Raw genomic sequence first — 25086 nt, 5'->3', positions numbered from 1 at the left:
CGTCATTTTAACCTTTTTAAATTGTTGATCTGCATGGTTTTTCAGTATTTTTAACTTGGGTGAGATCGTGCTCCTCCTTTCTTGACGGCCCTGATACCCGTTGTGGTATAAAGGCGGCTTCGCATAAGGAGAGTGCATCACGCCTCGACCATAAAACCGGGAAAATAGAGAAAGGGGAACCTTGTGAATAAGTCAGAGTTGATTGATGCGATTGCCGCTAGCGCGGATATTTCCAAAGCCGACGCTGGTCGCGCTCTGGATTCTACTTTGGAAGCGATAACTGGTGCCCTGAAAAAAGGTGACAGCGTGTCTCTGGTAGGTTTTGGTACTTTTGCTGTGAAGCGTCGTGAGGCTCGCGATGGCCGTAACCCGCAAACTGGCCAGACCATCAAGATCGCCGCTGCCAACGTGCCGGGCTTCAAAGCCGGTAAAGCACTGAAAGACGCGGTGAACTAGACTGTTTGCAGGAGCGGTAGTTCAGCTGGTTAGAATACCGGCCTGTCACGCCGGGGGTCGCGGGTTCGAGTCCCGTCCGCTCCGCCAGTTTGAGAAAGCGTACTCGTAACGGGTACGCTTTTTTGCATTAAAGGGAACCAGCAGCAGCTCGCGGGTTCTGAATAACAAGATCGAATTCCAGAATATCCTTACGGAGTAATTTCATGCAGGAGTTCAGACGGTTTGTCCGCGGTCCCGTGGGCAAGGTCCTGCTTGCCGCTATCATTCTTCCTTTCGTGATTTCCGGCTTTTATGGCTATTTTGTCGGTGGAAATACTGGCGACGTTGTGGCTGAAGTAGAAGATACCAAGATCACGCGTGGCGTAGTCAATCAAAGGGTTGAGCGGGTTCGCAACATGCTTCGCGAACAAAGCCCGAACATGAATCCTGAGTTGCTGGATTCCTTTGTGCGACCGGAAATGGTGCTGGACGGCATTGTTAACGAGCAATTGATACTGTCTGCCGCTGGGAAGTCCAATATGGTATTCAGCGAAAAACAGGTTGCGGCTGATATTTATAAGGTGCCGCTATTCCAGGAAGAGGGAACGTTTTCTGAGCAGCGGTTCGATCGTGAACTGCGTGCCCGTGGCATGAATCCACAAAGCTATGTCCAAGGATTGCGCCAGGACATGATAAAGGAGCAATTCCGTGCAGGGTTTATGCAGACGGATTTTTCTCTGCCGTCAGAATTGAACGAGCAGCGCCGCCTTGGCGAACAGTCCCGCGATATTCGTTATGCGCAGCTGGATATCGATTCGCTGCGTAACCGGTTCACAGTGTCTGATGAAGAAGTCCAAACCTTTTATGATGAAAATCAGGGTGAATTTATGCGCCCTGAAGAATTCAAGGTTTCCTACGTTGAGCTGTCAGCTCAAGAGTATGCAGATCAGGTCAGCGTTACCGACGAAGAAGTGAAAGCCGAGTACGACGTTCGCAAATCCATTATGGAAGAGGCGGGTGGTGGTGATGCGCCTCGTCAGGTGTCGCATATCCTCATAGAATTGAATGATGATCGCGATCTGGAACAAGCAAAGGCCCGTGCCCGTGAAGCGGCTAAAGCCATTGCTGGTGGTGCCTCCTTTGCGGATACGGCTGCCCAGTATTCAGATGATACAGGTAGCGCCCAATCTGGTGGGGATTTGGGTGTGGTTTCCAAAGGCGCTTTGCCGGAAGAAATGGAAGCGACGATTACAGATTTGTCACCCGATACCGTATCCGCTCCGGTGGTAACTGATGCAGGTGTTCATCTGATTAAAGTGACCCAGCAAGCCACTGCTACTGAGTTGCCCACGCTGGCTAATCTGTCTGGCCAGATTCGAGTCGATTTGACTAAAGCCCGTGCAGAAGCATTGTTGAATGAGGATGTGGCGAGGTTGGAAGAATTGCTTTACGAGCATGCGGATCTTCAGAGTCCAGCCGAACAGGTGGGGACTTCCGTGAAGACCACCGATTGGATTGATCTGACAGCTGCTGAGGAGCCCTTGTCGTTGCCGCAAGTACAGCAGGCCCTGAATTCGGACCAAGTGCGTCAGCAAGGGCACAATAGTGATTTGCTCGAAATTGACGCGACGCACTACATCGCTGTGCGTATTGCTGAAGACAAACCGGCAGAGCCGATGCCACTTGAAGAGGTATCTTTTGCTATCCGGGAGCGTTTGAAAGGTGAGCGTGCCATGGATCAGGTGCAGCAACTTGTCGAAAAAGCTGAAACGTCGATCAAAGAGGGTGCTGATCTGGAATCAGTAGCAGCTCTTTTCGAGGTGGAAATCGAAGAACAGGAAGGCCTGCAACGTGGTGGTGCTGAGCCGGCCATGGAAGTCGTCAATGCTGCTTTCAGCGCGCCGCGTTTTTCAGAAGGTGAGGCATCCCCTGTTGCAGTAACGCGTTTGGGCAATGGTTCGGTGGTGGCGCATCAAGTGATTCGCGTGGCTGATGGAAATGCCGAGCCTCTGAGTGATGCCCAGCAGCAAGCGGCTTTGGTCGAGCTTGGCAATGTGGAAGGCCAGCGCAACTTCCGTCAGGTCGTTGCTCTGCTTCGCGAAGAGGGTGATGTGGAACTGCACCCGTCTCGCCTGAGTGGCAATCAGGGCGAATAACTGCTCGGAAACTCCCCCCAAAAAAGCCCACCGCCCAGGTGGGCTTTTTTGTAGGCCATCACGGATGAAAGTGAAATGGGTAGGGGCGAGCAACGCACCCGGTTACGTTGTTTGTGAAATCAAGCAACAGAATAAGGGTATATCCCGCCATCTCAGAAGCTATGTTGCCGTGGAATGGCAGTCACGAGTGTAGAGCAATGGCGGCGATTCACTATCGGCTAGCCTCACCGCCATGCGTTATGGAAGGGCTGCCCAGCATGAGCCTTTCCCGGGGTTTTGTTCATGCGGGTGCGCGGCGTACGCGAATGAGTAAATTCTTAAGGGGAGAGTCGTGGCTTGGGACGGTGGCTCAAATAATCAATAGCGGTGCTGGATAGATACTTATCGTGATGACGGAATTTGCTGCACCTCTGAGCCTAAAGTTAGAAATGCTGACCCTAAAGTTAGAAACGAAAAAGGCCGCTTTCGCGGCCTTCTTGCAACCCCTTGGTGCGAGGGGTGAATATGGTCGGAGTAGCAGGATTCGAACCTGCGACCCCTACGTCCCGAACGTAGTACTCTACCAAGCTGAGCTATACTCCGATGGCTGCGCATTCTAGCAGCCAATCTAAAAAATGCCATACTTAAATCTCGTGGCAAAGCCCGCTTGCGCAGTTTCTGGCCAATCCTGCAGGTAACGGGCAAAATGCGCCCCGCTTGCTTTTGCTATGAATACAGGACAACGATGACGCCTTTTCACCACCCTTGGGGCGAGCTTTGCTTGCAGCGCTGGCCGCGTCGGCGCAACGAGACTCTGCAAGCCTGGGATAACGCCGATCTGTATCTGCTCAATACGTTAGCTGAACGAGGGCAGGCTCTGGGGAATGGGGATAATGCGCCCAAAACCCTGGTGCTTAATGATCAGCAAGGAGCGCTTTGCTTAGCTCTGCAACAGGCGGCAGCGAGCGCCCTTGACATTGAGAGCAGTGGCGATTCGTATACCGCGGCAGCGGCTGCCCGGGCGAATGCCGTAGACAATGGACTCGACCCCGATCTCCTCTTTTGCTGGCCGCTTGATGCGCCCAAGCAGAGCCCGGATCAGGTCATTATGCGTGTCCCTAAGTCCATTGCGCTTCTGCAATGGCAGTTGCAATGGTTAAGCGGGCATCTTCCAAAGGGTGTGCCGATATGGTTGGCGGGCATGGACAAGCATTTGCCACGGCAGCTAGTGCCATTGATGCAACGGTATCTAGGTAATGGTCGGGCGGAATATGGATGGAAAAAAGCCCGCTTGTTCAGTGCCCAGGCGCCGGGGCGGGTATTGGCCGATACCGACTACCCTTGCCGGGTAGACGCACTGCAGTGGCGCTTAACCGTGCACGCGGGCGTGTTTGCTCAGCAGCAACTGGATATTGGCGCACGATTTTTCCTGGACCACCTGCCTGAGGCTTTGCATACGGGGGCTAAAGTGGCCGATTTGGGTTGCGGAAACGGGGTGATAGGCATGGCCGCGCTGAAAGCCAATCCCGCGGCCAGAGTCACCTTTTGTGATGAGTCCTGGCTGGCGCTGGAGAGCGCCCGCGATAATGTGTCGCGTTATTTTCCTGATGCGGAGAGCCATTTCCATCTTGGCGATGGTTTGGCTGGCCTGGAGCAACGCTTCGACTGTATTTTGCTGAACCCTCCGTTTCATGATGGGCACGTGGTCGGTGACCATGTGGCACGGCGATTATTCAATCAGGCGGCCGCAGCACTGGTGCCGGGGGGGGAGCTGCGAGTCATCGGTAACCGCCATCTTGGCTACCACAAGGTGTTGGCGCGTCGTTTTACGTCGGTGACCGTGTTGGCCAGTAATGCCAAGTTTGTGGTGTGGCGCTGCCAGGGCCCGACCCCGTCGGCGTCTAATCTGCTAGATTGATGTGATTAAAATTGCTGGCCACCGGGTGACGGCTTTCCAGCCCAGCCTGTTGCCGGTCCAGCAGACAGGTGTTGAACCCTGCTTCAGCGGCGGCATCCAATTCCGCTTCGATATCGGACAGAAACAGCAAGGTGTTGGCGGGTTTATCAATCGCCTGCTGGATCGCCCGATAGCTGTCTGTCTCCTGTTTGGGGCCAGTGGTGGTATCGAAATAACCGGATAACAGCCCGGTGAGATCACCGGCATCGCTGTAGCCAAAGAATAACTGCTGTGCGGCGATGGACCCGGAGGAATACACGTACAGAGCGATGCCTTTCTGGTGCCATTTTTTCAGGGCCGGCGCGGTGTCCGGGTACATATGGGCGGTGTAATCGCCGTTTTCGTAACCGGCTTTCCAGATCATGCCTTGCAGGGTTTTCAGCGGGGTAGCCTTGCGGTCTTCCTCTATCCAGCGCAGGAAAAGCGCGGCGGCTTTATCAGCGGAGCCCAGCATTTCTCCACTTTCCTTTTCGGCGGCTTTTATTTGCTCTTGAACGCAAGGATGATCCCAGTGATCCCCGAGAAAATCGGGAAACCGCTTGGCGGCATAGGGGAACAGCACCTCTTTCACAAACGCGATGCTGCTGGTGGTGCCTTCGATGTCTGTGATGATGGCGTTGATCATGCCGTTTCCTTCAAAGTGTGAGTATCCAGGCGGATGAGTTTTAATCTAACCGATTAAAACGTTGGGCAATATCACTGCCGGTAAAGTTCGCCACCCAGCCATCCGGATTGTTGAACAGGCGAATGGCCACGAAGCGTGGTTCCGGGCCCATATCAAACCAATGCGGCGTGTTGGCCGGTACGCTTATCAAATCTCCTTTGCTGCACAGCACTTCGTAGACCTTGCCATTGATATGCAGGGTGAACAGCCCTCGGCCTTCAACAAAAAAACGCACTTCATCTTCACTGTGGCGGTGTTCTTCCAGAAACTTTTGCCGGAAGGCCGCTTTTTCCGGGTGATCAGGCACCATGCTAACCACATCGACAGTTTGGTAACCCTTATCGGCAATCAATCGATCAATATCGGCCTGGTAGGCCTGGATGACTTCATCTTGCTGAGGGTCATCGGATAGTGCCTGGTTGGCTTGCCATTGTTCGTAGCGTACCCCAGCGCTCGCCAGTACCCGCGCCATGGCGGCCTTGTCGGTGAGGTGTTGCTCCACTCGCCCGGGGGCCTGATCAGAAAAGACTTTCAGTTCGCTATGCATAGCCGGTTCTCCATGTCTGCATATTCATTGGCACGTTGAGACAATGCTGATTTAGCTGCCTCGCAGCCTTCGGCATTCCAGTTCAATGGCCAGCAGCGTCTCAAGTGCTTCCAGCTGCCGGTAACAGGTTGGCAGATCGTTAGCCCAGGTATACAAGCCGTGGCCGCGAATAAGATAGGCGTGGCTGATGTGCCCGGTGCGCATTTGGTGATCGACTTTGGTTGCCAAGGCAGCGATATCCTGGGTGTTTTCAAATACCGGAATGGTCAGCCGGCTGTTGTGGCTGGTAATGCCTTGCAGGGCTTTGAGCAGCTCATAACCTTCCAAAGTAATGCTGTTAGCGGGCCAGTGCATGGTCAGCACGGTGGAGGCATGGCTATGGGTGTGAAGTACCGCCTGAATGTTGCCATCGAAGCGGTAAAGTTGGGTATGCAGCAAGGTTTCTGCAGAGGGCTTGCCGCTGGAAACCGGCTGGCCGTCCATGTTCACAGCCATGATATCCGTTTCTCGCAGCAGGCCTTTGTCTTTGCCAGATTGAGTAACGGCGGCAAAGTCGGTATTGAGCCGCTGAGAGTAATTACTGCTGGTGGCAGGCGACCAGCCATTAGCGTAAATCCGTTGCCCGGTGGCCGCCAGTGCTCGGGCAGCGTCGCGGAAGACAGCGGTAGAGTAGGGGCGTTCAGGCATGCTGGCTTTCCTTGGTCTGAGCCAGATGGCTGTTAATTTTGGCCGTATCCGGGCGGTGGACCACGCCTCGCTCGGTAACGATGGCGGTGATCAATTGCGCAGGGGTGATATCAAAGGCTGGGTTATATACCGGGCAATGTTCAGGGGCTAACGACTTGCCTTGCACGTTGCGCACTTCGTTAGCGTCCCGTTCCTCAATCACAATATGGCTGCCATTGGGCAGGGCCGGGTCCAGCGTTGAGACGGGAGCGGCCACGATGAAGGGAATATTGTGATGCTGGGCCAAAACAGCCAGATTATAGGTGCCGATTTTGTTAGCGGTATCACCATTGGCGGTGATACGGTCTGCGCCCACGATAACGGCTTGGATTTTCCCCTGCTGCATCAGTTGCCCGGCACAGCTGTCCGCCACCAGGGTCACTGGAATGCCATCGTTCAGCAGCTCCCAGCTGGTCAGCCGGCTGCCCTGTAACCAAGGGCGGGTTTCGCCGGCAAACACGCCAGTGAGTTGATTTCGCGCCCAGGCGCTGCGGATAATGCCGAGAGCGGTGCCATGCCCGCCGGTGGCTAGAGCACCGGTATTGCAGTGGGTGTAGACGGTGGCGCCGTTGGGCAACAGGTCGGCACCGAATTCGCCCATGGCCTGGTTAGCGGCGAGGTCTTCGCGATGAATGGCTTCAGCGTCCTCGGCCATAGCCTGCGCCAGCGCCTTGCCTTGTAACCCTCCCGCATAACGTTGCAGGCGTTCAAGTGCCCAAAAAAGGTTCACCGCCGTTGGCCGGCTGTCCGCTAGGGTGGTAACCGCATTTTGCAGTGCCACCAGGGATGCGTCATTGCCCATGCCTTGAGCTTCTAGGGCTAGGCCATAGGCTGCAGTGATGCCAATGGCGGGGGCGCCACGCACGACCATGTTACGGATGGCGTCTGCCGCTTGTTGGCTATTGCGGATGTCCAGCCACAGCGTCTCGGTGGGCAGACGACGTTGATCCAGCAATTGCAGGTGATCACCAAGCCAGCGGATTGCGGCGCTGTCAACGGCCATGGGTAGGTTCCTTGTTATAGGCATCCGGGTGTTCCAGCGGTCGGTGGTGGTATTTGGCCCGGATCCAGTTGGCGGCCCGGAAGACCCCGGGGCGGCGCATAATAGCGCTTTCCAAACGGTATTTCCCTGGGAATGTGCTGCTCATTATGGCAATCAGAATGGTGAGCAAACCTTGGCCTGGTAGCACCAGCATGATGATGCCTGCAATGAGTAATAGTAGTGCTAACAGATTGCGTAATAGCCAGAACAGCCAGGCAATAACGCCTCGGTTCTGGTGGGGAGAATACGCCTGGGTAAAGTAATTTTCGGGTATGCGCACCAAAAACCAAGGCAGCGCAACCAGCGAGGCTACGGCCATGATGGCCCCGGTAATAGTCAGCGCGGGCAACCAGGGTTCAAGTTGCTGCGCTAGCGGCGCGAGCCAGCTAGGCAAGTCAGCGTTCAATAGGCCTCCGGGGAATAGTGTGAACGTATGCTCTGTGCAACGTACAATGGCGCTATGACAGGCAATTTTCAATCATGGCTGTGCCGACATCCAGTGGCGGAGTGCGAGCGGCGTTTAGAACCTCATCGCATCGAATTTCACCTGCTTTCAGTGGGAGAGAACAGCTGGTATCTAGTTTGCCTTGCCGGAAGATCAAATATTGATCGAGTTCACCGTCAGGGCCCACTGAGCAGTCGAGATTTGGCTCGCGGTCAGCTGAAGAAGATCACAGAGGCTCTGCTCACCCAGGGTTATGAGCGCGTCGACGACCAGCAGTGGCAGCTGCCGGCTTGGCGCCAACGTAAATTATTGATGGAAGCGCGAAGCCCACATCGGGTGGATTGTGTATTCCGGGAGGACCAGGTATGGCCATGGCCGGGCAAGTAATTCTGGCAATTGTTATTGGATTAATGATTGGCGCATTATTGGGGGTATTGATCTGGAAAATTTGGATGGTCCGCCACCGCAGCATTGAGAAACAGGCAGAAAAAGCCCGTAGCGAAGCGCAGTATACGCAAATACTCGATAGTCTGGAGGTGCTCTGCCGGGTAGTTAACCAAAAGCAGGTAGAGTTAAGTGAGGCGGCGATCCGGATCAGCGCTCTGCTGGACTACTTGCCTGAAGATGTCTCACCCAAAGTGGATGTGTCTGATATCCACCAATTTGCTCAGATCTGTCAGCAGTTTGATCGTGGAGATACGCGGCAAGGTTTGACTGCCCGTGCCCGACATAGCCAGGACAATTACCGCTGGCAGTTGGAAGAAGAGCAGGCTGCTGTTGTGGGTGATGCGGTTCAGCGGCTGGTCACCGTACTGCCTTCATGGCGTTCCGTCTTGTTGTCGTCTTCGTCCAGATAACGAAAACCAGTCAGTTCGATACGGCCGCGAATAAAGGGATTTTCTCTATGATCCATACGGACCATGAAGTAGTTCAGTTCCCTGGCGGCCCAAAATTCAGAGTGTCGGCCGCGCTCTGTGTAATCCCGTTCCAGTCCAGCCACCTCCCAGGTGCCGGCGGGCGTTTCCAGAAAATCAGTACCTAGTGATGCGTAGTGGTATTGGGTCATGCCATCGGGTTCCGCGACGGCGTAGCTGAATGACTGATCTCCGTTCGCCATATGACAACGTGCAACCATGGCCACACTGAGCGCATCCAGTGTGTCCGCCGCTAGGTTGTAGGTGGCTTTGCTCCCCAATGCTTGTTCGGTGCCCCAGTCAAAGCGGATTTCTCCACCTCGCTTCATGCCGAAACCTGCACTGGCGTGCTGATAGTGATAGGGGGTGGCGGTACAGTTTTGCCAATCGAAATGGGCGCTTTCTTCATGCTTGAAAAGGCGGTTGCGGGCGGTGAATTGCAGGCGGTAGCCAGGTTCGGCTTTTTCCAGGCGAATAGTGGCGCTCAGCCCTACCGGTATACCATTAACCACCACTCGGTAGGTGCCCTCGGCGGGACGAAGTTGGGCAGGAAAGTTGCCCTGTGCTGAGGCCCGTGGCGCCAGTGATTGACACACAAACCATGCCAGACAGACGAGCAGCCGCCCCAGCGTAAATGTTCCAGTACGATTCGCCACTTTCCTTGTGTTCCTGCGTGGATCAGGCTGAGGAATACGCCAATTTACATCATCGTGCTCCGTGCGAAGGGCGTCCCCCGTTAACGGTGCACTGGAAGGCGTTTTCTTTGGCTCTGGAGTTTCTTGCTAATAGGGTTTGCCAGTATGAATTAAAATACGGTGTAGGTCGTCTTTTCCATCACGAATTCACGGCGAGAGTCTATCAATATACCTAACGTAACGTGCAAATGAAGTTGATGTATTGCATGTGTGAGGAGTAGAGGCACGGCACGGGTCACAGAATGCATAAAGGGGGGTTAATCGATTTTCAGATTTCTAAGGTCAGTCAATGTCAGGTGCTGTTGCACGGTTGGTCCTCGGCGCCCTGAAGGCGGTTGATTCGGAGCCAAACGGAGCCGATGGGGTTGTGCGTGATGCCACGCTAGAAAAACAGCAAGCGCTAGCTGCCGTTTAATCCCTTCGGGGAGCGCTGGATGCCAGCGTTTTTGCCACTCATGTTACAATGTATAAGGCTGCGGCTTCGGCAACACTCAAGGGCTAACGATAATGGCCTCGGCGCCAGGAGGGCGGTGGTGCCAACTATCTCGACAACATACCTATACGGTTCGATGATGAATAGCAGGGAAACCCGCGGCGCAAACCGCCGCAAGCTGGCACGAATCAATACGCAAATGCGTATCGATATCTATGGTCACCGGATTTTTGGCGGATGGCGTTTCATGGCCCGGGCCAAGGCGCTAGACTATAACCGTTACGGTATTGGGCTGACCTCTCCAATTCGATTCAATAATGGCACCATTGTTCAGTTGGATTTGTACACGCCGGGAATGATTTTGAGGCGCGTTTCCGCCGAAGTAGTCAGTAGCCAGCGTGCAGGGCAGGCCTATCGCATCGGATTACGCACTTATACGAACTTGCGGGAGTTGGTTGGAGATACTGATCAGCATCAGATTCGCTATCTGGCTGGTATGGAACCTTTCCTGGCGACGTTAATCGATTGAGTGTTTGAGGTGTCGGCCCTACGCTAAACGGCGCCGCTTGACCTTCATATCTTGGTTTGCAGTAAGCATAAAAAAAACCGCCGAGCTGGCGGTTTTTTTATGCCGGTGCAAGATGTTACTCGGCGTTTTTCTTAGCGGCTGCCTTTTTGGCTGCCGCTTTTTTCGCAGGGGCTTTTTTGGCTGCGGCTTTCTTTTTGGCCGGGGCCTTCTTGGTTGCGGCTTTTTTAGCCGGTGTTTTCTTGGCCGCGGCCTTTTTCTTGGCCGGGGCTTTTTTGGGGGCTACCTTGCGCTGGATCTCTTTAGCGCGTTTTTCCAAATCTTTTTCATACTGACCAATCACGCGAGCCAGGCTGTGCGCTTGCTTGGCTGTGGCCTTGAGAACTTTAACTTCGGTTTCCAGTATACGTTTACGCGCTTCGGAATCGTCCACCTGTTTGCGTGTATCGTCAGCGGTTTTGCGGGCGCGATCAAGCTGACGCTTTATGGTGGTAGTGGCCTTTTCTCTGTACTCAGCTTGGAGTTTTTCCAGCTTGGCGAAATACTCGCGCTGGCGCTTCAGTTGCTGATTGAGGCTTTCACGCACTTTCTCTAGTTGCTTTTCCAGTTGTGCGATCTGTTTTTCGCGTTCCTTGTCGAAGCGCTCAGCCAGCTTGCGAATCTGAGCCTGAAGTTCCTCGACAGTATCTTTCACCTTGCTAGCAGCCATGGATGACTCCCTTTTTCCACTACGGATTGTTTCGTTAATGGCCAACGGGCTCTTAATGAGTGCTGGCTCAGATCAACGCACTTGCTGTTGCAACTTTATGCCACATATGAACGTTGAACAACCATTGATCAATTACAGGATGCCTGAGGAACAAACCGGTGCCGGTAGCTTGGGATTCCTTTTATCTCGATACGTTACCTTTACCTTCTTGTTAGGTGAATTTCGTGCTCGCCGAGCCTGTGTCGGCTCTTGGCGTTGCGGTTTGTTTGGCAGGGCTGGATACTGAAGCCTATAACAACGACCGAGACAGGAATTATGCCAGTAACGTTCGATGGCAAATTGGTCATCGCGATTAGCTCACGGGCCCTGTTCAATCTTTCAGACAGCCACCGGGTTTACCTTGAAGAAGGCCTAGAAGCCTTTCAGGACTACCAGGTTCAGCATGAAGACGACTTGCTGGAACCTGGCGATGCCTTTCCGTTGGTAAAAAAACTGTTGGCGATCAACGATCTGGAGCAGGGTAAAGGGCGGGTCGAGGTAATCTTGTTATCGCGTAACAGCTCGGATACGGGGCTGCGGGTGTTTAACTCCATTGCCCACTATGGTCTACCAATTACCCGTGCGGCATTTGCCAGTGGTGAAAGTCCCCATCGTTATGTTTCTGCATTTGGTGCTCATTTGTTTTTGTCGACGGACCCGGGAGATGTACAACAGGTACTGGAAGCCGGTTATGCGGCGGCGACGATTTTGTCGGGGGGGCAGTGTCAGCGCCCGGATGGCATTTTGCGCATCGCCTTCGACGGCGATGCGGTGTTGTTTTCTGATGAGTCGGAGCAAATTTTTCAGAGCGACGGGCTAGAGGCATTTACAGAGAATGAACGACAATCGGCTAGAAAGCCCATGAATGGAGGGCCTTTTAAGCCGTTTCTGGCGGCGTTACATCAGTTACAGAATAGCTTTCCGGTGGCGGACTGTCCCATCCGCACGGCTTTGGTTACGGCTCGCGGTGCGCCTGCCCATGAACGCGTGGTGCGCACCTTGCGCGACTGGGATATACGGCTGGATGAAAGTCTGTTCTTGGGCGGATTGTCCAAAGGGGAGTTCCTGCGGGCTTTCGGAGCCGACGTTTTTTTCGATGATCAGCAAGGGCACTGTGAGTCCGCTTCTGAACATGTGGCCGCAGGCCACGTGCCCCATGGCATCTCCAATAAAAAGAAGGGGCCGTCACAGGTTTGAGCGAGAATCACCGTTGTATTGGTCGATTGAAGTCGACAGCGCTAACAATGAGTAGGGCTGGCAGTCGGACGCTGAATGACTGCTTTTTGTTCAGCCACAGGCACGGCGCGTAATGGCCTTATCAAACACGGTTGCCTATGCGCTGAACGAATAATCGATTACATTCTTATAACTGATTATGGATTTAATGCGGAGGCAGGGATGAAACTGCAACAACTACGCTACATTTGGGAAGTCGCCCGCCACGACCTGAATGTGTCAGCCACCGCAGCGGCACTTTACACCTCGCAGCCCGGCATCAGTAAACAAATTCGGATGCTGGAAGATGAGCTGGGTGTAGAAGTTTTTGCTCGTAGCGGAAAACACCTTACTCATATTACGCCCGCCGGGCAGGCTATTCTTCAGATTGCCGGCGAAATCCTGCAGCAGGCGGAGTCTATTCGCCGGGTGTCGCAGGAGTTTCGTGATGAATCCCGGGGTGAGCTAAGTATTGCCACTACGCATACCCAGGCACGTTATGCCTTGCCGCCCGTCATACATCAATTTACCGGCCGTTTCCCTGATGTATCGTTGCACATGCATCAGGGCACCCCCATGCAGATTTCCGAAATGGCGGCAAAGGGTAGTGTGGATTTCGCCATTGCCACGGAAGCCTTGGATTTGTTCTCTGACCTGATCATGATGCCCTGTTACCGCTGGAACCGGACCGTAGTAGTGCCGCAAGGGCACCCTCTGGCAGAAGCAACAAAGCCTTTAACGCTAGAGGCGCTAGCTGATTATCCCCTTGTGACCTATGTATTTGGTTTCACCGGTCGCAGTAAGCTTGATGACGCTTTTGTTGATAAAGGGCTGGATCCCAAAGTGGTTTTCACTGCCGCTGATGCTGATGTGATAAAGACCTATGTTCGCCTGGGAATGGGGGTGGGGATTATTGCGCACATGGCAGTCGACCCAGTGGAAGACAAGGGGTTGATCGCACTGGATGCTAGTCACCTGTTTGAGCCTAGCACCACCCGAATCGGCTTTCGTAAAGGCACATTTCTGCGCGGTTTTATGTACGACTTTTTAGAAGCCTTCGCTCCTCATTTGACCCGGGAGCGAGTGGATGCGGCTATCAAGGCTCCTAATCGGGAAGAGCGGGAAATGTTATTTGAAAGTATAGAGCTACCTATTCGCTAGCGGCCTAATGGCGCCGTCTGGTTTTCCTCCCAGTGGAAAGCGATTGTATGGTCAAAGCATTGTTTTCTCCCTGGCATAATGGGCATGACACCCAAACCTGCTTCCCCGTTGCAAAGCGGCGGGGGCGCCGCTACATTGTGCGCGCCTTAACTTATCCAAAGGGGAAACACCGTGGAACTGTTGTGCCTGGACCTTGAAGGGGTGTTGATCCCTGAAATCTGGATTAACTTCGCTGAAAAAACTGGCATCGATGAGCTGCGCGCCACCACCCGGGACATCCCGGACTATGACGAACTCATGCGTATGCGTCTGAAAATTCTGGACGAGCATGGCTACGGCCTGCCCGACATTCAGGCGGTGATCGATACCTTGGACCCGATGGACGGGGCTAAAGAGTTTGTTGAGTGGGCCCGCGAGAATTTCCAGCTGATCATCCTGTCGGACACTTTCTACGAGTTTGCCAAGCCGTTGATGAAGAAACTGGGCTGGCCGACATTGTTCTGTCACCGTCTGGAAGTGGATGAAAAAGGTCGCATCACAGACTATAAGCTGCGCCAGAAAGATCCCAAGCGCGCTTCCGTGATCGCTTTCCACAGCCTGAATTACCGGGTAATTTCAGCCGGCGACTCCTATAACGACACCACTATGCTAGGGGAAGCTGAGCAGGGCATATTATTCCATGCCCCGGATAACGTTATCGCCGAATTCCCGCAATTTCCTGCAGTGCATAGCTACGAGGACTTGAAGAAAGAGATCATTAAGGCCAGCGAGCGCGATATTTCGCTGTAACGTGCGTGGTGGCGGGCTGTACGTAACAGGCCAATGGATTTGGCGTGTTGCGTGAAGCTCGCTGGACGACGAGGCACTTAAAGAAATCTTTCCTCAAGTGCCCGCATCAGCTTTTCCACCTTGAACAGGCTTTCCTCGTATTCTGCCAAGGGGGCTGAATCAAATACGATCCCTCCGCCGCCATGGCAGTAGATCCGATCTCCGTCAGTTTGCATAGTGCGAATCAGGATGTTGCTGTCCAGGTTCTCTTGATCATCCATCCAGAAGAAACTACCGCAATAGGCTCCACGGGCGACAGGTTCAAGTTCGGCGATGATTTCCATGGCTCGTTGTTTGGGAGCCCCGGTAATCGACCCCCCAGGAAAGGCACGGAATAGAGCCTCCAGCGGCGTGATGTCGGCTTTCAGGGTGCCGGTGATGGTGCTGACAAGGTGTTGCACATTGCTGAACTGGCGTAATTCAAATAGTGGCGAAGCCTGGATGCTGCCCGATTTACAGCTGAGCCCCAGATCATTGCGGAGCAGATCTACTATCATCAGATTCTCGGCCAGGTCTTTGGGGTTGGCTCTTAACTCAGCCGCCAGCCGACCATCTTCCTCAGGGTTAGAGCCTCGCGGGCGAGAGCCCTTGATAGGCTCTGTCACTACCTGTCGATTCCTGATGGAAAGAAAGCGCTCCGGTGAAACCCCGAATACACTGTTGCCGTCATCCGTTTGGAAATAGCAGCTATGTGGGGCAGGGTGAGCTTGTTGTAAGCCAAGCCAAGCGCTGAGAGTGGAGCCGCTGAAACGGGCAGAAAAACGCTGGGCTAAGTTGACCTGGTAGCAGTCGCCAGCGCGCAGATAGGCCTGGATCCGTGACAGGCTGGCCAAATAGGCTTGTTGCGTTTGTTCCGGCTTAAACGCCGACTCCAGGGCAAATTTTTCTGCGCCGGTCGGTGTGCTGACGAGAGCGCCGTCAGGATTAGGATTGTGCTGGCAGGGAGCGTCTTTATACAAGTACGCCCAAGCAGTAAAGGGGGGGCAAGGTAATCCGTGTAATGCGGCCCCTACTTCATAGGGCAGTATGCCTGCAACGAAACAGTATTCGTTTGCTAGCGCGCATTCTATGTTGGCTCGTAGCTCATGCAACTCTGACAATGACTGGGCGCTCAATACCGCATCCGGCTCACCGAGCCAGCGTAAGCTACCTTCAGATTGAAAAACGCAAGGGTAAGTCATGAGCTGCCAGAGTAAAATGAGGCGCTAGTCTACCCCCGTAATGCAACGATGCCCATTCTTGTTGCTGATGAGTAACGGTTATAATGCAGAACCCAGGCCGCCATGATCGCCTCGTTTTTGGTGTCGTGATCACTGACATCTTCAAGGCAGGTCGTGGTGTGTTCATAGCCGGCAAGAGCAATGCGCAAAATAGCCAGCCCGCGGGTTTTATTATTTGCACTTTGCCAATACGAAGTGTGCCACTACCGTTTTGTTGCTGAGGCTAGCGGCGGGTGCGCTCGATAATAGCAATCGTGATCTGACTGAAGATTAACAAGGAATATTGGTGTCCCTTTCGTAGGGCCTAGTTCAATGCTGTGTCGATGATATCGGTGGTGGTACGATCCTTTTACACTGTGGTGCCTTAGGTGAGACGATTGTCAACAATTGCCCTTGAAGTCATTACTTTGAGGGCGTAAAGTCCAGCTCGGTCGTTGAAATTGTCAACAATCGGGCTATTTTATGTCTGTTGCTGCACCAGAATCCTCACGCACCTTGGCTGACCGGGTTTTTTCCCTGTTGCAGGACGATATTGTGCGTGGCGAGATCCCGCCCGGGTCCAAGGTCAGCGAGACCGAGTTGGCAGGCCGTTATGGCGTCAGCCGTGGCCCGCTCCGTGAAGCTATCCGCCGTCTTGAATCCCGCAAGTTACTCGAACGCGTTGTCCATGTGGGTACCCGTGTCGCGTCTCTGAGCTTTGACGACCTGATTGAAATCTACCATGTCCGTGAAGCCCTGGAAGGTATGGCTGCGCGCTTGGCGGCCGAGCAAATGTCAACGCAAGAAGTGGCGGGGCTATACGATGTGCTGGCTCAACATGAGCAGCAGCAAGACTTGCAGCAAGATACCGCCTATTTTCAGCGCGAGGGCGACCTGGACTTCCACTACCGCATTATTCAGGGCAGCCACAATGGCACCCTCAGCCAGATGCTGATCGGCGAGCTCTACCACTTGGTGCGCATGTACCGGTACCAGTTCAGTTCCGTGGCGAATCGCCCGCAGAAAGCCCTTAATGAACACCGCCGTATCGTGGAGGCCATAGAGGCCCGCGATGGCGAGATGGCGGAGCTATTGATGCGCCGCCATATCAGCAGTGCTCGCAAAAACATTGAAACCCAATATGCCGCCCACAAGGCGGAAACCTTGAAATCGGATAACTAGGAGAACGCCATGTCAGCAAACCTGACCGCCGGCGGCCGCTTCCGCAAAGCGCTCGCGGAAGAAAAGCCCCTTCAAATTATGGGAACCATCAATGCCTATGCGGCAATGATGGCGGAGCAGGTTGGTTATCGCGCTATCTACCTGTCCGGTGGTGGTGTCGCCAATGCCAGCTACGGCATGCCTGATCTGGGCATGACCAGCATGAACGACGTGCTGGAAGACGTGCGCCGTATCTCCAGTGCCGTGCAAACCCCTCTGTTGGTAGACATTGATACCGGTTGGGGTGGGGCGTTCAATATCTCTCGCACCGTGAAAGAAATGATTAAAGCGGGGGCTGGCGCGGTGCACTTGGAAGATCAGGTCGCCCAGAAGCGCTGCGGTCACCGGCCGAATAAGGAAATCGTTTCCCAGGAAGAGATGGTCGACCGGGTTAAAGCTGCTGTCGATGGTAAGACTGATGATGATTTCTTCATCATTGCCCGTACTGACGCCTTCCAGAAAGATGGTTTGGAAGCGGCGATCGAGCGTGCACGCGCCTGCATCGACGCAGGTGCTGACGGCATTTTCGCAGAAGCCGTACACACCCTGGAAGACTACAAAGCGTTCAAGAAAGGTCTAGGCGATGCGCCGTTGTTGGCTAACATTACTGAATTTGGGGCCACTCCACTGTTCAGCCGTGAAGAGCTGGCCGAGGCAGGCGCGGATATGGTGCTGTATCCGCTGAGTGCTTTCCGTGCCATGAACAAGGCTGCATTGCAGGTGTATCAGAGCATCCGCGAACAAGGCCATCAAAAAGACGTGGTAGACATCATGCAGACACGTATGGAGCTGTACGATTTCCTCAATTACCACGATTACGAGCAGAAACTGGACGCGCTCTTTGCCAAGGGCAAGGGTTAATAACCGTAGAGACCTGCTGCAGGAGTGGTAATTATTCAAACGCGGCTCTTGCAGAACATAGATCCCGCCAAGGCGGTTGAAAAGTAGATTTACAAGGAGACAAATCATGGCTGAAGCAAAAAAACTCGGTGGCGCAGGTTTGCGCGGTCAGGTCGCTGGTAAAACGGCACTTTCCACTGTGGGCGTTTCTGGCTCTGGCCTGACTTACCGTGGTTATGACGTTAAGGATTTGGCAGAAAACTGCGAATTTGAAGAAGTGGCGTACCTGATTCTTAAGGGCCAGCTGCCCACCCAGGCGGAGCTAGATGCCTACAAGACCAAGTTGCAAGGTCTGCGCAGCCTGCCCACAGAGTTAAAAACCGTTCTGGAACAGATTCCGAAAAATGCCCACCCCATGGATGTAATCCGTACCGGTTGTTCCATGCTGGGTAATTTGGAACAGGAAGACACCACTGTGATGGGCGCCTTCCCAACCCAAGAAGCTTGCGTCGATCGCATGCTGGCCTGTTTCCCATCCATCATTTGCTACTGGTATCGCTTTAGCCACGACGGTGTGCGTATCGATGAGAATACCGGCGATGCCTCCATCGGCGCACACTTCTTACACATGCTGCGTGGTGAAAAGCCTAACGAGCTGCATGAGCGTGTAATGAACGTGTCCCTGATTCTGTATGCAGAGCACGAATTCAACGCCTCCACCTTTACCGCCCGTGTGTGTGCATCAACGTTGTCCGACATCCACAGCTGTATTACCGGTGCCATTGGTACATTGCGTGGGCCGTTGCATGGCGGCGCTAACGAAGCGGCCATGGACATGATTGAGAAGTTTTCCGATGCGGATCATGCCGAGCAGGAAATGATGGGCATGCTTAAGCGCAAAGAGAAAATCATGGGTTTTGGTCATGCGATCTACACTGAATCCGATCCGCGTAACGCCATCATCAAACAGTGGGCGGAAAAGCTGGGCCAGGACGTGGGCGACACCGTGCTCTATCCCGTCTCCGTGCGTTGTGAAGAGGTGATGTGGCGCGAGAAAAAACTGTTCTGTAACGCAGATTTCTTCCACGCCTCCGCTTATTTCTTCATGGACATTCCCACCAAACTGTTCACGCCGATCTTCGTGATGAGCCGCCTGACCGGTTGGGCAGGCCATGTGATGGAGCAGCGCGCGGATAACCGCATCATTCGCCCAAGCGCGGATTACACGGGTGAAGAACTACGCCCGGTAACGCCGATCGCAGAGCGAGGTTAAGCGCTTCACCATGCAAGCATGACTTCCCACGAAAGGAGTTGGCTCCTGTGGGAAGCGATGCTCGCATCGCGAATGCCGAACGTTTTACCCAAGATTTACCCAGACAAGAGATCCCCAGGCTATGAACACCGAATACCGCAAACCCCTTCCCGGCACTGAGCTGGACTATTTCGACACCCGTGCGGCGGTCGATGCGATCCAGCCTGGGGCCTATGCAAAACTCCCCTATACCTCACGAATTTTGGCAGAGCAGCTGGTGCGACGTTGTGCACCGGCTGATCTGAGCGATGCGCTGACGCAACTGATTGAGAGCAAGCGCGATCTGGATTTTCCCTGGTACCCAGCTCGGGTTGTCTGCCACGACATCCTCGGCCAAACCGCATTGGTAGACCTGGCAGGCCTGCGTGATGCCATCGCCGAGAAAGGTGGTGACCCGTCCCAGGTGAACCCGGTGGTGCCTACTCAGCTAATCGTGGATCACTCCTTGGCCGTTGAGCATCCCGGTTTTGAGGAAGGTGCATTTGAGAAAAACCGCGCGGTGGAAGAGCGTCGTAACGAAGACCGTTTCCATTTTATCAACTGGACTAAAACCGCCTTCGATAACGTGGACGTGATTCCGCCGGGTAACGGCATCATGCACCAGATTAACCTGGAGAAAATGTCTCCGGTGGTGCAGGTGCGCGATGGTGTGGCTTTCCCGGACACCTGTGTAGGCACCGATAGCCACACCCCCATGGTGGATGCACTAGGTGTGATTTCCGTGGGCGTGGGTGGTCTGGAAGCGGAAAATGTGATGCTGGGTAACCCGTCCATGATGCGTCTGCCGGATATCGTCGGCGTGGAAATGACCGGCAAGTTGCACCCAGGCATCACTGGTACTGATTTGGTGTTAGCCCTTACCGAATTCCTTCGTAAAGAGCGCGTGGTCGGCGCCTATCTTGAATTCTTCGGTGAAGGCGCGGACAGCCTGTCTGTGGGCGACCGTGCCACCATTGCCAACATGACGCCGGAGTACGGCGCCACTGCCGGCATGTTCTTTATCGATGATCAGACCATCGATTACTTGCGCCTTACCGGTCGTGAAGATGATCAGGTTGCCTTGGTTGAAAAATTCGCCAAAGAAACGGGCCTGTGGGCCGACAGTCTGAAAGAGGTGGAATACGAGCGCGTGCTGTCGTTCGATCTCGCTTCAGTTGGGCGTAACCTGGCTGGCCCGTCCAACCCGCACTCCCTGCTGCCTGTCTCTGAATTGAGTAGCCGTGGTATCGCCAAGGAGTGGAAGCAGGAAGAGGGTTTGATGCCTGATGGTGCGGTGATCATCGCTGCTATCACTAGCTGCACCAACACCTCCAACCCGCGCAATATTATTGGTGCTGGTTTGTTGGCACGTAATGCCAACAAGCTGGGTCTGATGCGTAAGCCCTGGGTGAAAAGCTCCTTGGCCCCCGGTTCCAAAACGGTAAAAATGTATCTGGAAGAGTCTGGTTTGTTGCCTGAGCTGCAGCAACAAGGTTTTGATGTTGTCGCATTTGCCTGTACTACCTGTAACGGCATGTCTGGTGCACTGGATCCGACAATCCAGAAAGAAGTGATTGAGCGTGACCTTTACTCCACCGCGGTGTTGTCCGGGAACCGTAACTTTGATGGTCGGATTCACCCTTACGCCAAGCAGGCCTTCTTGGCGTCACCGCCGCTAGTGGTAGCCTATGCCATTGCCGGTACCATCCGTTTTGATATTGAGAAGGATGTGTTGGGCCATGATCAGGATGGCAACCCGATTATGCTTAAGGATATTTGGCCGTCAGATGAAGAGATTGATGCCATCGTGAAGTCGGCGGTTAAACCTGAGCAGTTCCGCAAGACATATATTCCCATGTTCGAGAAGAAGGACGATGGTGTACGTGCGGCGAGCCCGCTGTACGATTGGCGTCCGCAGTCCACCTACATTCGTCGCCCTCCTTACTGGGAAGGCACCATGGCCGAGGCCCGTGCGCTGAAAGGCATGCGTCCATTGGCCGTGTTGCCGGACAATATCACTACGGACCACCTGTCGCCATCCAACGCGATCCTGCTGGACAGCGCAGCCGGTGCCTACCTAGACAAAATGGGCCTGCCGGAAGAAGACTTCAATTCCTACGCGACTCACCGTGGTGATCACCTAACGGCACAACGGGCCACGTTGGCTAACCCGAAACTGTTCAATGAAATGGTCAAGGATGAAGATGGCAATGTGATTCAGGGCTCCCTGGCTCGGGTTGAGCCGGAAGGCGAAGTGAAACGCATGTGGGAAGCCATTGAAACCTACATGGCGCGTAAGCAGCCGCTGATCATCATTGCCGGCGCTGATTACGGTCAAGGCTCGTCCCGTGACTGGGCGGCTAAAGGGGTGGCGTTAGCCGGGGTGGAAACCATCGTTGCCGAAGGCTTCGAGCGTATTCACCGCACTAACTTGATCGGTATGGGGGTGATGCCTTTGCAGTTTGAAGAAGGGACTACTCGCAACACCCTTAACATTGACGGCACCGAAACCTTTGATGTGGAAGGCACACCGGCGCCCAGCGCCGAGTTAACGCTGATCATGCACCGCCCCAACGGTGACGTTGAGCGTATCCCTGTGCTCTGCCGTTTGGATACGGCAGAAGAAGTGTCCGTATATTGCGCGGGTGGCATCCTGCAGAAATTCGCAAATGAATTTATGGAAGACGCAGGCTGATTCGCCGCCCTTGCCCGTAGGCGTTTGTCTGTCAGCCAACCGGCCCCTTAACCAAGGGCCAGGTTGGCCATAGTAAGCGCCCTAACGGCCGATAAAATTCTCAAACCCCGGCTGTTTAACTCCGGGGTTTTTTGAAGGAGTAAAACCATGCCTCACGCACCACAGATTAAAATCCCTGCCACCTACATGCGCGGTGGCACCAGTAAAGGTGTTTTCTTCAGCCTGAAAGACCTGCCCGAAGCGGCACAGGTTGCTGGAGATGTGCGCGACAAAATCCTGTTACGGGTGATCGGTAGTCCCGATCCTTATGGCAAGCACACCGATGGTATGGGGGGCGCGACTTCGAGCACCAGTAAATCGGTGATTCTGGCCAAAAGTGAAAAAGCGGACCACGACGTGGATTACCTGTTTGGTCAGGTTTCCATCGATAAGCCCTTTGTGGATTGGAGTGGCAACTGTGGCAACCTGACAGCGGCAGTGGGGTCTTTTGCCATTAGCAACGGCCTGGTTGCGGCGGACCGGATACCCGAAAACGGTATTGCTGAAGTGCGTATTTGGCAGGTTAACATTCAGAAAACGATTGTTGCCCATGTTCCCGTTACCAATGGTGAAGTACAGGAAACCGGTGATTTTGAGCTGGACGGTGTGACTTTCCCCGCCGCTGAGGTAAAAGTGGACTTCATGGATCCGGCAGACGGGGCAGGCGCCATGTTCCCCACTGGTAATGTGGTTGATGAACTTGAAGTTCCCGGTGTAGGGACCTTTCCTGCGACCATGATTAACGCCGGTATCCCGACGGTTTTCGTTAACGCAGAAGATATCGGTTACAGCGGTACCGAGCTGCAGGGTGACATCAACGAAAACAAGGAAGCGCTGCAAACCTTTGAAACCATTCGCGCCTATGGCGCTAAACGTATGGGCCTCATCGACAACATAGAAGAAGCCGAAGCACGCCAGCATACCCCAAAAATAGCGTTTGTCTCCAAGCCCAAGAGCTATTCCGCCTCCAGCGGCAAGCAAATTGAAGAGGGGGATATCGATCTGCTGGTTCGAGCCTTGTCCATGGGCAAATTGCATCATGCCATGATGGGCACCGCTGCGGTGGCCATCGCCAGTGCCTCAGCAGTACCCGGCACATTGGTAAACCTGGCGGCAGGCGGCGGTGAGCGCGACAGCGTTACCTTCGGTCATCCCTCCGGAACCTTGCGTGTGGGCGCAGGGGCTAAACAGGTGGATGGTCAGTGGACGGCCACCAAGGCCAGCATGAGCCGCAGTGCGCGCGTGCTAATGGAAGGTAATGTCCGTATTCCCGGTGATTGTTTCTAAGGTGCATTATTGTGCGAGGCGCGATGTAGGGCATCAGTAAAGGGCTCGCCAGCATTGCCTCAATGAAACGCACCTTCGGCAAGGCTTAGCACGGTGAAATAAACCCACGCCCCTGGAGCGCCTTATGCTCTACCTTGCTAGCGCAATCATGAGCGGGGAGGGGCAGGGGATAGAGACATTGAACATTGAGAAGACGGCTGAATTCCTTGCATCACTGTATTAAGCGCGTAAAGCGCAAGCGTTATGATGCTGCCAGCGGTGCTGACAAATGACGCTGATATTCAGAGTCTTCGGATATCTGAATATCAGCCGTGCCGTACAATTTTGTGTTGATATCGGAACGCGCTTTTGAGTGGATATGAGGTGACTGGCCACACGATGATATGGCCTTGACTTGAATATTCTATTTGTTATCGCGGGGTATCAACGCGACGGTTTTACAGCCTCCACGGCTGTTATCTTGGCCATTATTGAAACTTGACCTTAACAGGATTTAGCCCCCATCCTGCTACTCTCCACTAACAAGCAAGGGGGCTTCTATCATGCCCAGCAACACCGATCAGAATCTGCGTCCTGATTACGACCCGGAAATCCAGGCGATTGTGGACTACGTTCGTGATTATCAGGTGGTCGCGGAAGAGGCTTGGCAAACAGCCCATTATTGTTTATTAGACACCCTCGGTTGCGGGTTTCTGGCATTGCGTTTTCCCGAATGCAGCAAACACCTAGGACCGATAGTCGAGGGTACGGTGGTGCCGCACGGCGCGCGGGTGCCCGGCACTCCATATCGGCTTGATCCGGTAAAGGCCGCATGGGACATCGGCTGCATGGTGCGGTGGCTGGATTACAACGACACTTGGTTGGCCGCAGAGTGGGGGCACCCTTCGGATAATCTCGGTGGCATTCTGGCAGTGGCAGACCATCTTTCGCAAAAGCGGGTCGCAGAGGGTATGCCGCCCTTGACCATGGACGTGGTGCTTGAATCGATGATCAAGGCCCACGAAATTCAGGGCGTATTGGCACTGGACAACTCCTTCAATCGTGTCGGGTTGGATCATGTATTGCTGGTCAAGGTTGCTTCCACAGCAGTGGTCGCTCACCTCATGGGCGCTAATCGAGAGCAAATGCTCTCCGCTGTCTCCCACGCTTGGGTAGATGGCCAGGCGCTGCGCACATATCGCCATGCCCCCAATGCAGGTTCGCGGAAATCCTGGGCAGCGGGGGACGCCACCAGCCGGGCTGTACGCCTTGCGGATATCGCCTTACGTGATGAAATGGGCATCCCCGGCGCACTCACAGCGCCCCAGTGGGGGTTCTATGATGTTTTGTTTAGCAAAACGAACAAGGATCAAGTAATAAAGCCGCCCGAGAAGCGTCAATTCAGCTTCCAGCGCGATTACGGTTCGTATGTGATGGAAAACATTCTCTTCAAAATTCGCTTTCCAGCAGAATTCCACGCGCAAACGGCCTGCGAGGCTGCGGTCTTACTCTATCCTGAAGTAAAAGATCGACTGGATGACATTGAGCGAATTGAAGTGACTACCCATGAGTCTGCCATTCGTATTATTTCCAAAGAAGGACCTTTAGCCAACCCCGCAGATCGAGACCACTGTCTGCAATACATGATTGCCGTGCCGTTGATCATGGGCAATCTCCGTGCAGAACATTACGAAGATACCTTTCATGTTGATAACCCGATGATTGATACGCTTCGGGAAAAAATGCAGATCATAGAAAGTCCCGCCTACACCAGCGATTACTTGGATCCGGCAAAACGCTCTATCGCCAATGCTGTTCAGGTCTTCTTCAATGACGGCGCTCAAACCGAAATCGTAACCGTGGAATACCCAATCGGTCATCGCCGCCGCAGGGAGGAAGGCATCCCTGCCTTAATCGACAAGTTCCACCAGAATGTATTGACCTGCTTCCCGCCAACACGGGCGGAACGCATTCTCGATACCTGTAAGAACCGTGAAACATTAACGTCAATGCCCGTGCATGAATTCATTAACGCCTTGGTTTTATAATTTCGCAGCAGTAACG

General features: G+C 54.0%; 23 protein-coding genes and 2 tRNA genes. 16 read left to right on the top strand and 9 right to left on the bottom strand.

Annotated features, from left to right (window positions below):
* Nucleotides 1-183: 183 nt before the first annotated feature.
* The 3 genes from ABNH10_RS08635 (at nucleotide 184) to ABNH10_RS08625 (ending at nucleotide 2591) form a co-directional block, all read left to right on the top strand.
* On the top strand, nucleotides 184-456 hold the full coding sequence (locus tag ABNH10_RS08635; RefSeq protein WP_349385560.1) for an HU family DNA-binding protein: 273 nt from the start codon (nucleotides 184-186) through the stop codon (nucleotides 454-456).
* Between the two features lie 10 nt (nucleotides 457-466).
* Nucleotides 467-543 (top strand) — tRNA-Asp (locus ABNH10_RS08630).
* 116 nt (nucleotides 544-659) lie between these two features.
* Complete coding sequence (locus tag ABNH10_RS08625) at nucleotides 660-2591, top strand: SurA N-terminal domain-containing protein (RefSeq protein ID WP_349385559.1); 1932 nt, start codon at nucleotides 660-662, stop codon at nucleotides 2589-2591.
* A gap of 505 nt (nucleotides 2592-3096) precedes the next feature.
* On the opposite strand, the gene ABNH10_RS08620 is transcribed toward ABNH10_RS08625, so the two are convergent.
* Nucleotides 3097-3173: transfer RNA gene (locus tag ABNH10_RS08620), tRNA-Pro, on the bottom strand.
* A gap of 142 nt (nucleotides 3174-3315) precedes the next feature.
* Between ABNH10_RS08620 and ABNH10_RS08615 the strand changes: the two genes are divergently transcribed.
* The gene (locus ABNH10_RS08615) at nucleotides 3316-4488 is read left to right on the top strand and encodes a class I SAM-dependent methyltransferase (RefSeq protein ID WP_349385558.1); all 1173 of its coding nucleotides are present in this window, start codon (nucleotides 3316-3318) and stop codon (nucleotides 4486-4488) included.
* Here ABNH10_RS08615 and mtnC read toward each other — a convergent pair.
* From mtnC to ABNH10_RS08590, 5 genes are read right to left on the bottom strand one after another with little or no spacing between them, the layout of a single operon-like run.
* On the bottom strand, nucleotides 4472-5152 hold the full coding sequence (gene mtnC / locus ABNH10_RS08610; RefSeq protein ID WP_349385557.1) for an acireductone synthase: 681 nt from the start codon (nucleotides 5150-5152) through the stop codon (nucleotides 4472-4474). The two genes, ABNH10_RS08615 and mtnC, sit on opposite strands and share 17 nt — an antisense overlap.
* A gap of 40 nt (nucleotides 5153-5192) precedes the next feature.
* Nucleotides 5193-5738: a 1,2-dihydroxy-3-keto-5-methylthiopentene dioxygenase gene (locus ABNH10_RS08605; protein WP_349385556.1), complete on the bottom strand. Its 546-nt coding sequence runs from the start codon at nucleotides 5736-5738 to the stop codon at nucleotides 5193-5195.
* A gap of 51 nt (nucleotides 5739-5789) precedes the next feature.
* Entirely contained in the window at nucleotides 5790-6425 is a 636-nt protein-coding gene (locus ABNH10_RS08600; protein WP_349385555.1) for a methylthioribulose 1-phosphate dehydratase, read from the bottom strand.
* Nucleotides 6418-7467: an S-methyl-5-thioribose-1-phosphate isomerase gene (gene mtnA / locus ABNH10_RS08595; protein WP_349385554.1), complete on the bottom strand. Its 1050-nt coding sequence runs from the start codon at nucleotides 7465-7467 to the stop codon at nucleotides 6418-6420. Before mtnA ends, ABNH10_RS08600 begins: the two co-directional genes overlap by 8 nt.
* Nucleotides 7457-7912, bottom strand: a complete 456-nt coding sequence (locus ABNH10_RS08590) for a PGPGW domain-containing protein (protein WP_349385553.1) — start codon at nucleotides 7910-7912, stop codon at nucleotides 7457-7459. The genes mtnA and ABNH10_RS08590 overlap by 11 nt, the downstream gene beginning before the upstream one ends.
* A gap of 27 nt (nucleotides 7913-7939) precedes the next feature.
* On the opposite strand from ABNH10_RS08590, the gene ABNH10_RS16270 reads away from it, so the two are divergent.
* On the top strand, nucleotides 7940-8338 hold the full coding sequence (locus tag ABNH10_RS16270; protein WP_502877122.1) for a PA4575 family protein: 399 nt from the start codon (nucleotides 7940-7942) through the stop codon (nucleotides 8336-8338).
* Nucleotides 8323-8808: a DUF2489 domain-containing protein gene (locus ABNH10_RS08580; protein ID WP_349385551.1), complete on the top strand. Its 486-nt coding sequence runs from the start codon at nucleotides 8323-8325 to the stop codon at nucleotides 8806-8808. The genes ABNH10_RS16270 and ABNH10_RS08580 overlap by 16 nt, the downstream gene beginning before the upstream one ends.
* Here the strand turns inward: ABNH10_RS08580 and ABNH10_RS08575 are convergent.
* On the bottom strand, nucleotides 8745-9521 hold the full coding sequence (locus ABNH10_RS08575; protein ID WP_349385550.1) for a DUF3108 domain-containing protein: 777 nt from the start codon (nucleotides 9519-9521) through the stop codon (nucleotides 8745-8747). The two genes, ABNH10_RS08580 and ABNH10_RS08575, sit on opposite strands and share 64 nt — an antisense overlap.
* 572 nt (nucleotides 9522-10093) lie before the next feature.
* Between ABNH10_RS08575 and ABNH10_RS08570 the strand changes: the two genes are divergently transcribed.
* Nucleotides 10094-10522, top strand: a complete 429-nt coding sequence (locus ABNH10_RS08570) for a PilZ domain-containing protein (RefSeq protein WP_349385549.1) — start codon at nucleotides 10094-10096, stop codon at nucleotides 10520-10522.
* A gap of 115 nt (nucleotides 10523-10637) precedes the next feature.
* On the opposite strand, the gene ABNH10_RS08565 is transcribed toward ABNH10_RS08570, so the two are convergent.
* The gene (locus ABNH10_RS08565) at nucleotides 10638-11228 is read right to left on the bottom strand and encodes a hypothetical protein (RefSeq protein ID WP_349385548.1); all 591 of its coding nucleotides are present in this window, start codon (nucleotides 11226-11228) and stop codon (nucleotides 10638-10640) included.
* 315 nt (nucleotides 11229-11543) lie between these two features.
* Between ABNH10_RS08565 and ABNH10_RS08560 the strand changes: the two genes are divergently transcribed.
* The 3 genes from ABNH10_RS08560 (at nucleotide 11544) to thrH (ending at nucleotide 14432) form a co-directional block, all read left to right on the top strand.
* Nucleotides 11544-12464, top strand: coding sequence for a 5'-nucleotidase (locus ABNH10_RS08560; RefSeq protein ID WP_349385547.1), 921 nt, complete (start codon nucleotides 11544-11546; stop codon nucleotides 12462-12464).
* Between the two features lie 201 nt (nucleotides 12465-12665).
* On the top strand, nucleotides 12666-13643 hold the full coding sequence (gene cysB / locus ABNH10_RS08555; RefSeq protein ID WP_349385546.1) for an HTH-type transcriptional regulator CysB: 978 nt from the start codon (nucleotides 12666-12668) through the stop codon (nucleotides 13641-13643).
* 171 nt (nucleotides 13644-13814) lie between these two features.
* On the top strand, nucleotides 13815-14432 hold the full coding sequence (gene thrH / locus ABNH10_RS08550; RefSeq protein ID WP_349385545.1) for a bifunctional phosphoserine phosphatase/homoserine phosphotransferase ThrH: 618 nt from the start codon (nucleotides 13815-13817) through the stop codon (nucleotides 14430-14432).
* A gap of 77 nt (nucleotides 14433-14509) precedes the next feature.
* Here thrH and ABNH10_RS08545 read toward each other — a convergent pair whose 3' ends face one another.
* Entirely contained in the window at nucleotides 14510-15652 is a 1143-nt protein-coding gene (locus ABNH10_RS08545; RefSeq protein WP_349385544.1) for an anthranilate synthase component I family protein, read from the bottom strand.
* Between the two features lie 501 nt (nucleotides 15653-16153).
* Between ABNH10_RS08545 and ABNH10_RS08540 the strand changes: the two genes are divergently transcribed.
* From ABNH10_RS08540 to ABNH10_RS08515, 6 genes are all read left to right on the top strand, one after another.
* The gene (locus ABNH10_RS08540; RefSeq protein ID WP_349385543.1) at nucleotides 16154-16852 is read left to right on the top strand and encodes a GntR family transcriptional regulator; all 699 of its coding nucleotides are present in this window, start codon (nucleotides 16154-16156) and stop codon (nucleotides 16850-16852) included.
* 9 nt (nucleotides 16853-16861) lie between these two features.
* On the top strand, nucleotides 16862-17752 hold the full coding sequence (gene prpB, locus ABNH10_RS08535; RefSeq protein WP_011588714.1) for a methylisocitrate lyase: 891 nt from the start codon (nucleotides 16862-16864) through the stop codon (nucleotides 17750-17752).
* Between the two features lie 106 nt (nucleotides 17753-17858).
* Complete coding sequence (gene prpC / locus ABNH10_RS08530) at nucleotides 17859-19004, top strand: bifunctional 2-methylcitrate synthase/citrate synthase (protein ID WP_349385542.1); 1146 nt, start codon at nucleotides 17859-17861, stop codon at nucleotides 19002-19004.
* 121 nt (nucleotides 19005-19125) lie between these two features.
* Complete coding sequence (acnD, locus tag ABNH10_RS08525) at nucleotides 19126-21717, top strand: Fe/S-dependent 2-methylisocitrate dehydratase AcnD (protein ID WP_349385541.1); 2592 nt, start codon at nucleotides 19126-19128, stop codon at nucleotides 21715-21717.
* A 147-nt stretch (nucleotides 21718-21864) separates the two neighbouring features.
* Nucleotides 21865-23043 carry a 2-methylaconitate cis-trans isomerase PrpF gene (prpF, locus tag ABNH10_RS08520; RefSeq protein WP_349385540.1) on the top strand — a complete coding sequence of 393 codons (1179 nt, stop codon included), beginning with the start codon at nucleotides 21865-21867 and terminating at the stop codon, nucleotides 23041-23043.
* Nucleotides 23044-23585: 542 nt separating this feature from the next.
* A complete protein-coding gene (locus tag ABNH10_RS08515) occupies nucleotides 23586-25070 on the top strand; it encodes a bifunctional 2-methylcitrate dehydratase/aconitate hydratase (protein ID WP_349385539.1) in 1485 nt (494 codons plus the stop codon).
* The last annotated feature ends 16 nt before the right edge of the window (nucleotides 25071-25086 follow it).

The sequence above is a fragment of the Alcanivorax sp. genome, from assembly GCF_040119285.1.
GTDB lineage: Bacteria > Pseudomonadota > Gammaproteobacteria > Pseudomonadales > Alcanivoracaceae > Alcanivorax.
The sequence above is the reverse complement of the archived record's forward strand: the minus strand, read 5'-3'. Positions and strand labels throughout refer to the sequence as shown.

Excerpts from the sequence above, each read along its gene's own strand:
- ABNH10_RS08625 (WP_349385559.1), top strand. The coding sequence starts at position 660 with ATGCAGGAGTTCAGACGGTTTGTCCGCGGTCCCGTGGGCAAGGTCCTG.
- ABNH10_RS08615 (WP_349385558.1), top strand. The coding sequence starts at position 3,316 with ATGACGCCTTTTCACCACCCTTGGGGCGAGCTTTGCTTGCAGCGCTGG.
- mtnC (WP_349385557.1), bottom strand. The coding sequence starts at position 5,152 with ATGATCAACGCCATCATCACAGACATCGAAGGCACCACCAGCAGCATC.
- ABNH10_RS08605 (WP_349385556.1), bottom strand. The coding sequence starts at position 5,738 with ATGCATAGCGAACTGAAAGTCTTTTCTGATCAGGCCCCCGGGCGAGTG.
- ABNH10_RS08600 (WP_349385555.1), bottom strand. The coding sequence starts at position 6,425 with ATGCCTGAACGCCCCTACTCTACCGCTGTCTTCCGCGACGCTGCCCGA.
- mtnA (WP_349385554.1), bottom strand. The coding sequence starts at position 7,467 with ATGGCCGTTGACAGCGCCGCAATCCGCTGGCTTGGTGATCACCTGCAA.
- ABNH10_RS16270 (WP_502877122.1), top strand. The coding sequence starts at position 7,940 with ATGCTCTGTGCAACGTACAATGGCGCTATGACAGGCAATTTTCAATCA.
- ABNH10_RS08580 (WP_349385551.1), top strand. The coding sequence starts at position 8,323 with ATGGCCGGGCAAGTAATTCTGGCAATTGTTATTGGATTAATGATTGGC.
- ABNH10_RS08565 (WP_349385548.1), bottom strand. The coding sequence starts at position 11,228 with ATGGCTGCTAGCAAGGTGAAAGATACTGTCGAGGAACTTCAGGCTCAG.
- ABNH10_RS08560 (WP_349385547.1), top strand. The coding sequence starts at position 11,544 with ATGCCAGTAACGTTCGATGGCAAATTGGTCATCGCGATTAGCTCACGG.
- cysB (WP_349385546.1), top strand. The coding sequence starts at position 12,666 with ATGAAACTGCAACAACTACGCTACATTTGGGAAGTCGCCCGCCACGAC.
- ABNH10_RS08545 (WP_349385544.1), bottom strand. The coding sequence starts at position 15,652 with ATGACTTACCCTTGCGTTTTTCAATCTGAAGGTAGCTTACGCTGGCTC.
- ABNH10_RS08540 (WP_349385543.1), top strand. The coding sequence starts at position 16,154 with ATGTCTGTTGCTGCACCAGAATCCTCACGCACCTTGGCTGACCGGGTT.
- prpB (WP_011588714.1), top strand. The coding sequence starts at position 16,862 with ATGTCAGCAAACCTGACCGCCGGCGGCCGCTTCCGCAAAGCGCTCGCG.
- prpC (WP_349385542.1), top strand. The coding sequence starts at position 17,859 with ATGGCTGAAGCAAAAAAACTCGGTGGCGCAGGTTTGCGCGGTCAGGTC.
- acnD (WP_349385541.1), top strand. The coding sequence starts at position 19,126 with ATGAACACCGAATACCGCAAACCCCTTCCCGGCACTGAGCTGGACTAT.
- prpF (WP_349385540.1), top strand. The coding sequence starts at position 21,865 with ATGCCTCACGCACCACAGATTAAAATCCCTGCCACCTACATGCGCGGT.
- ABNH10_RS08515 (WP_349385539.1), top strand. The coding sequence starts at position 23,586 with ATGCCCAGCAACACCGATCAGAATCTGCGTCCTGATTACGACCCGGAA.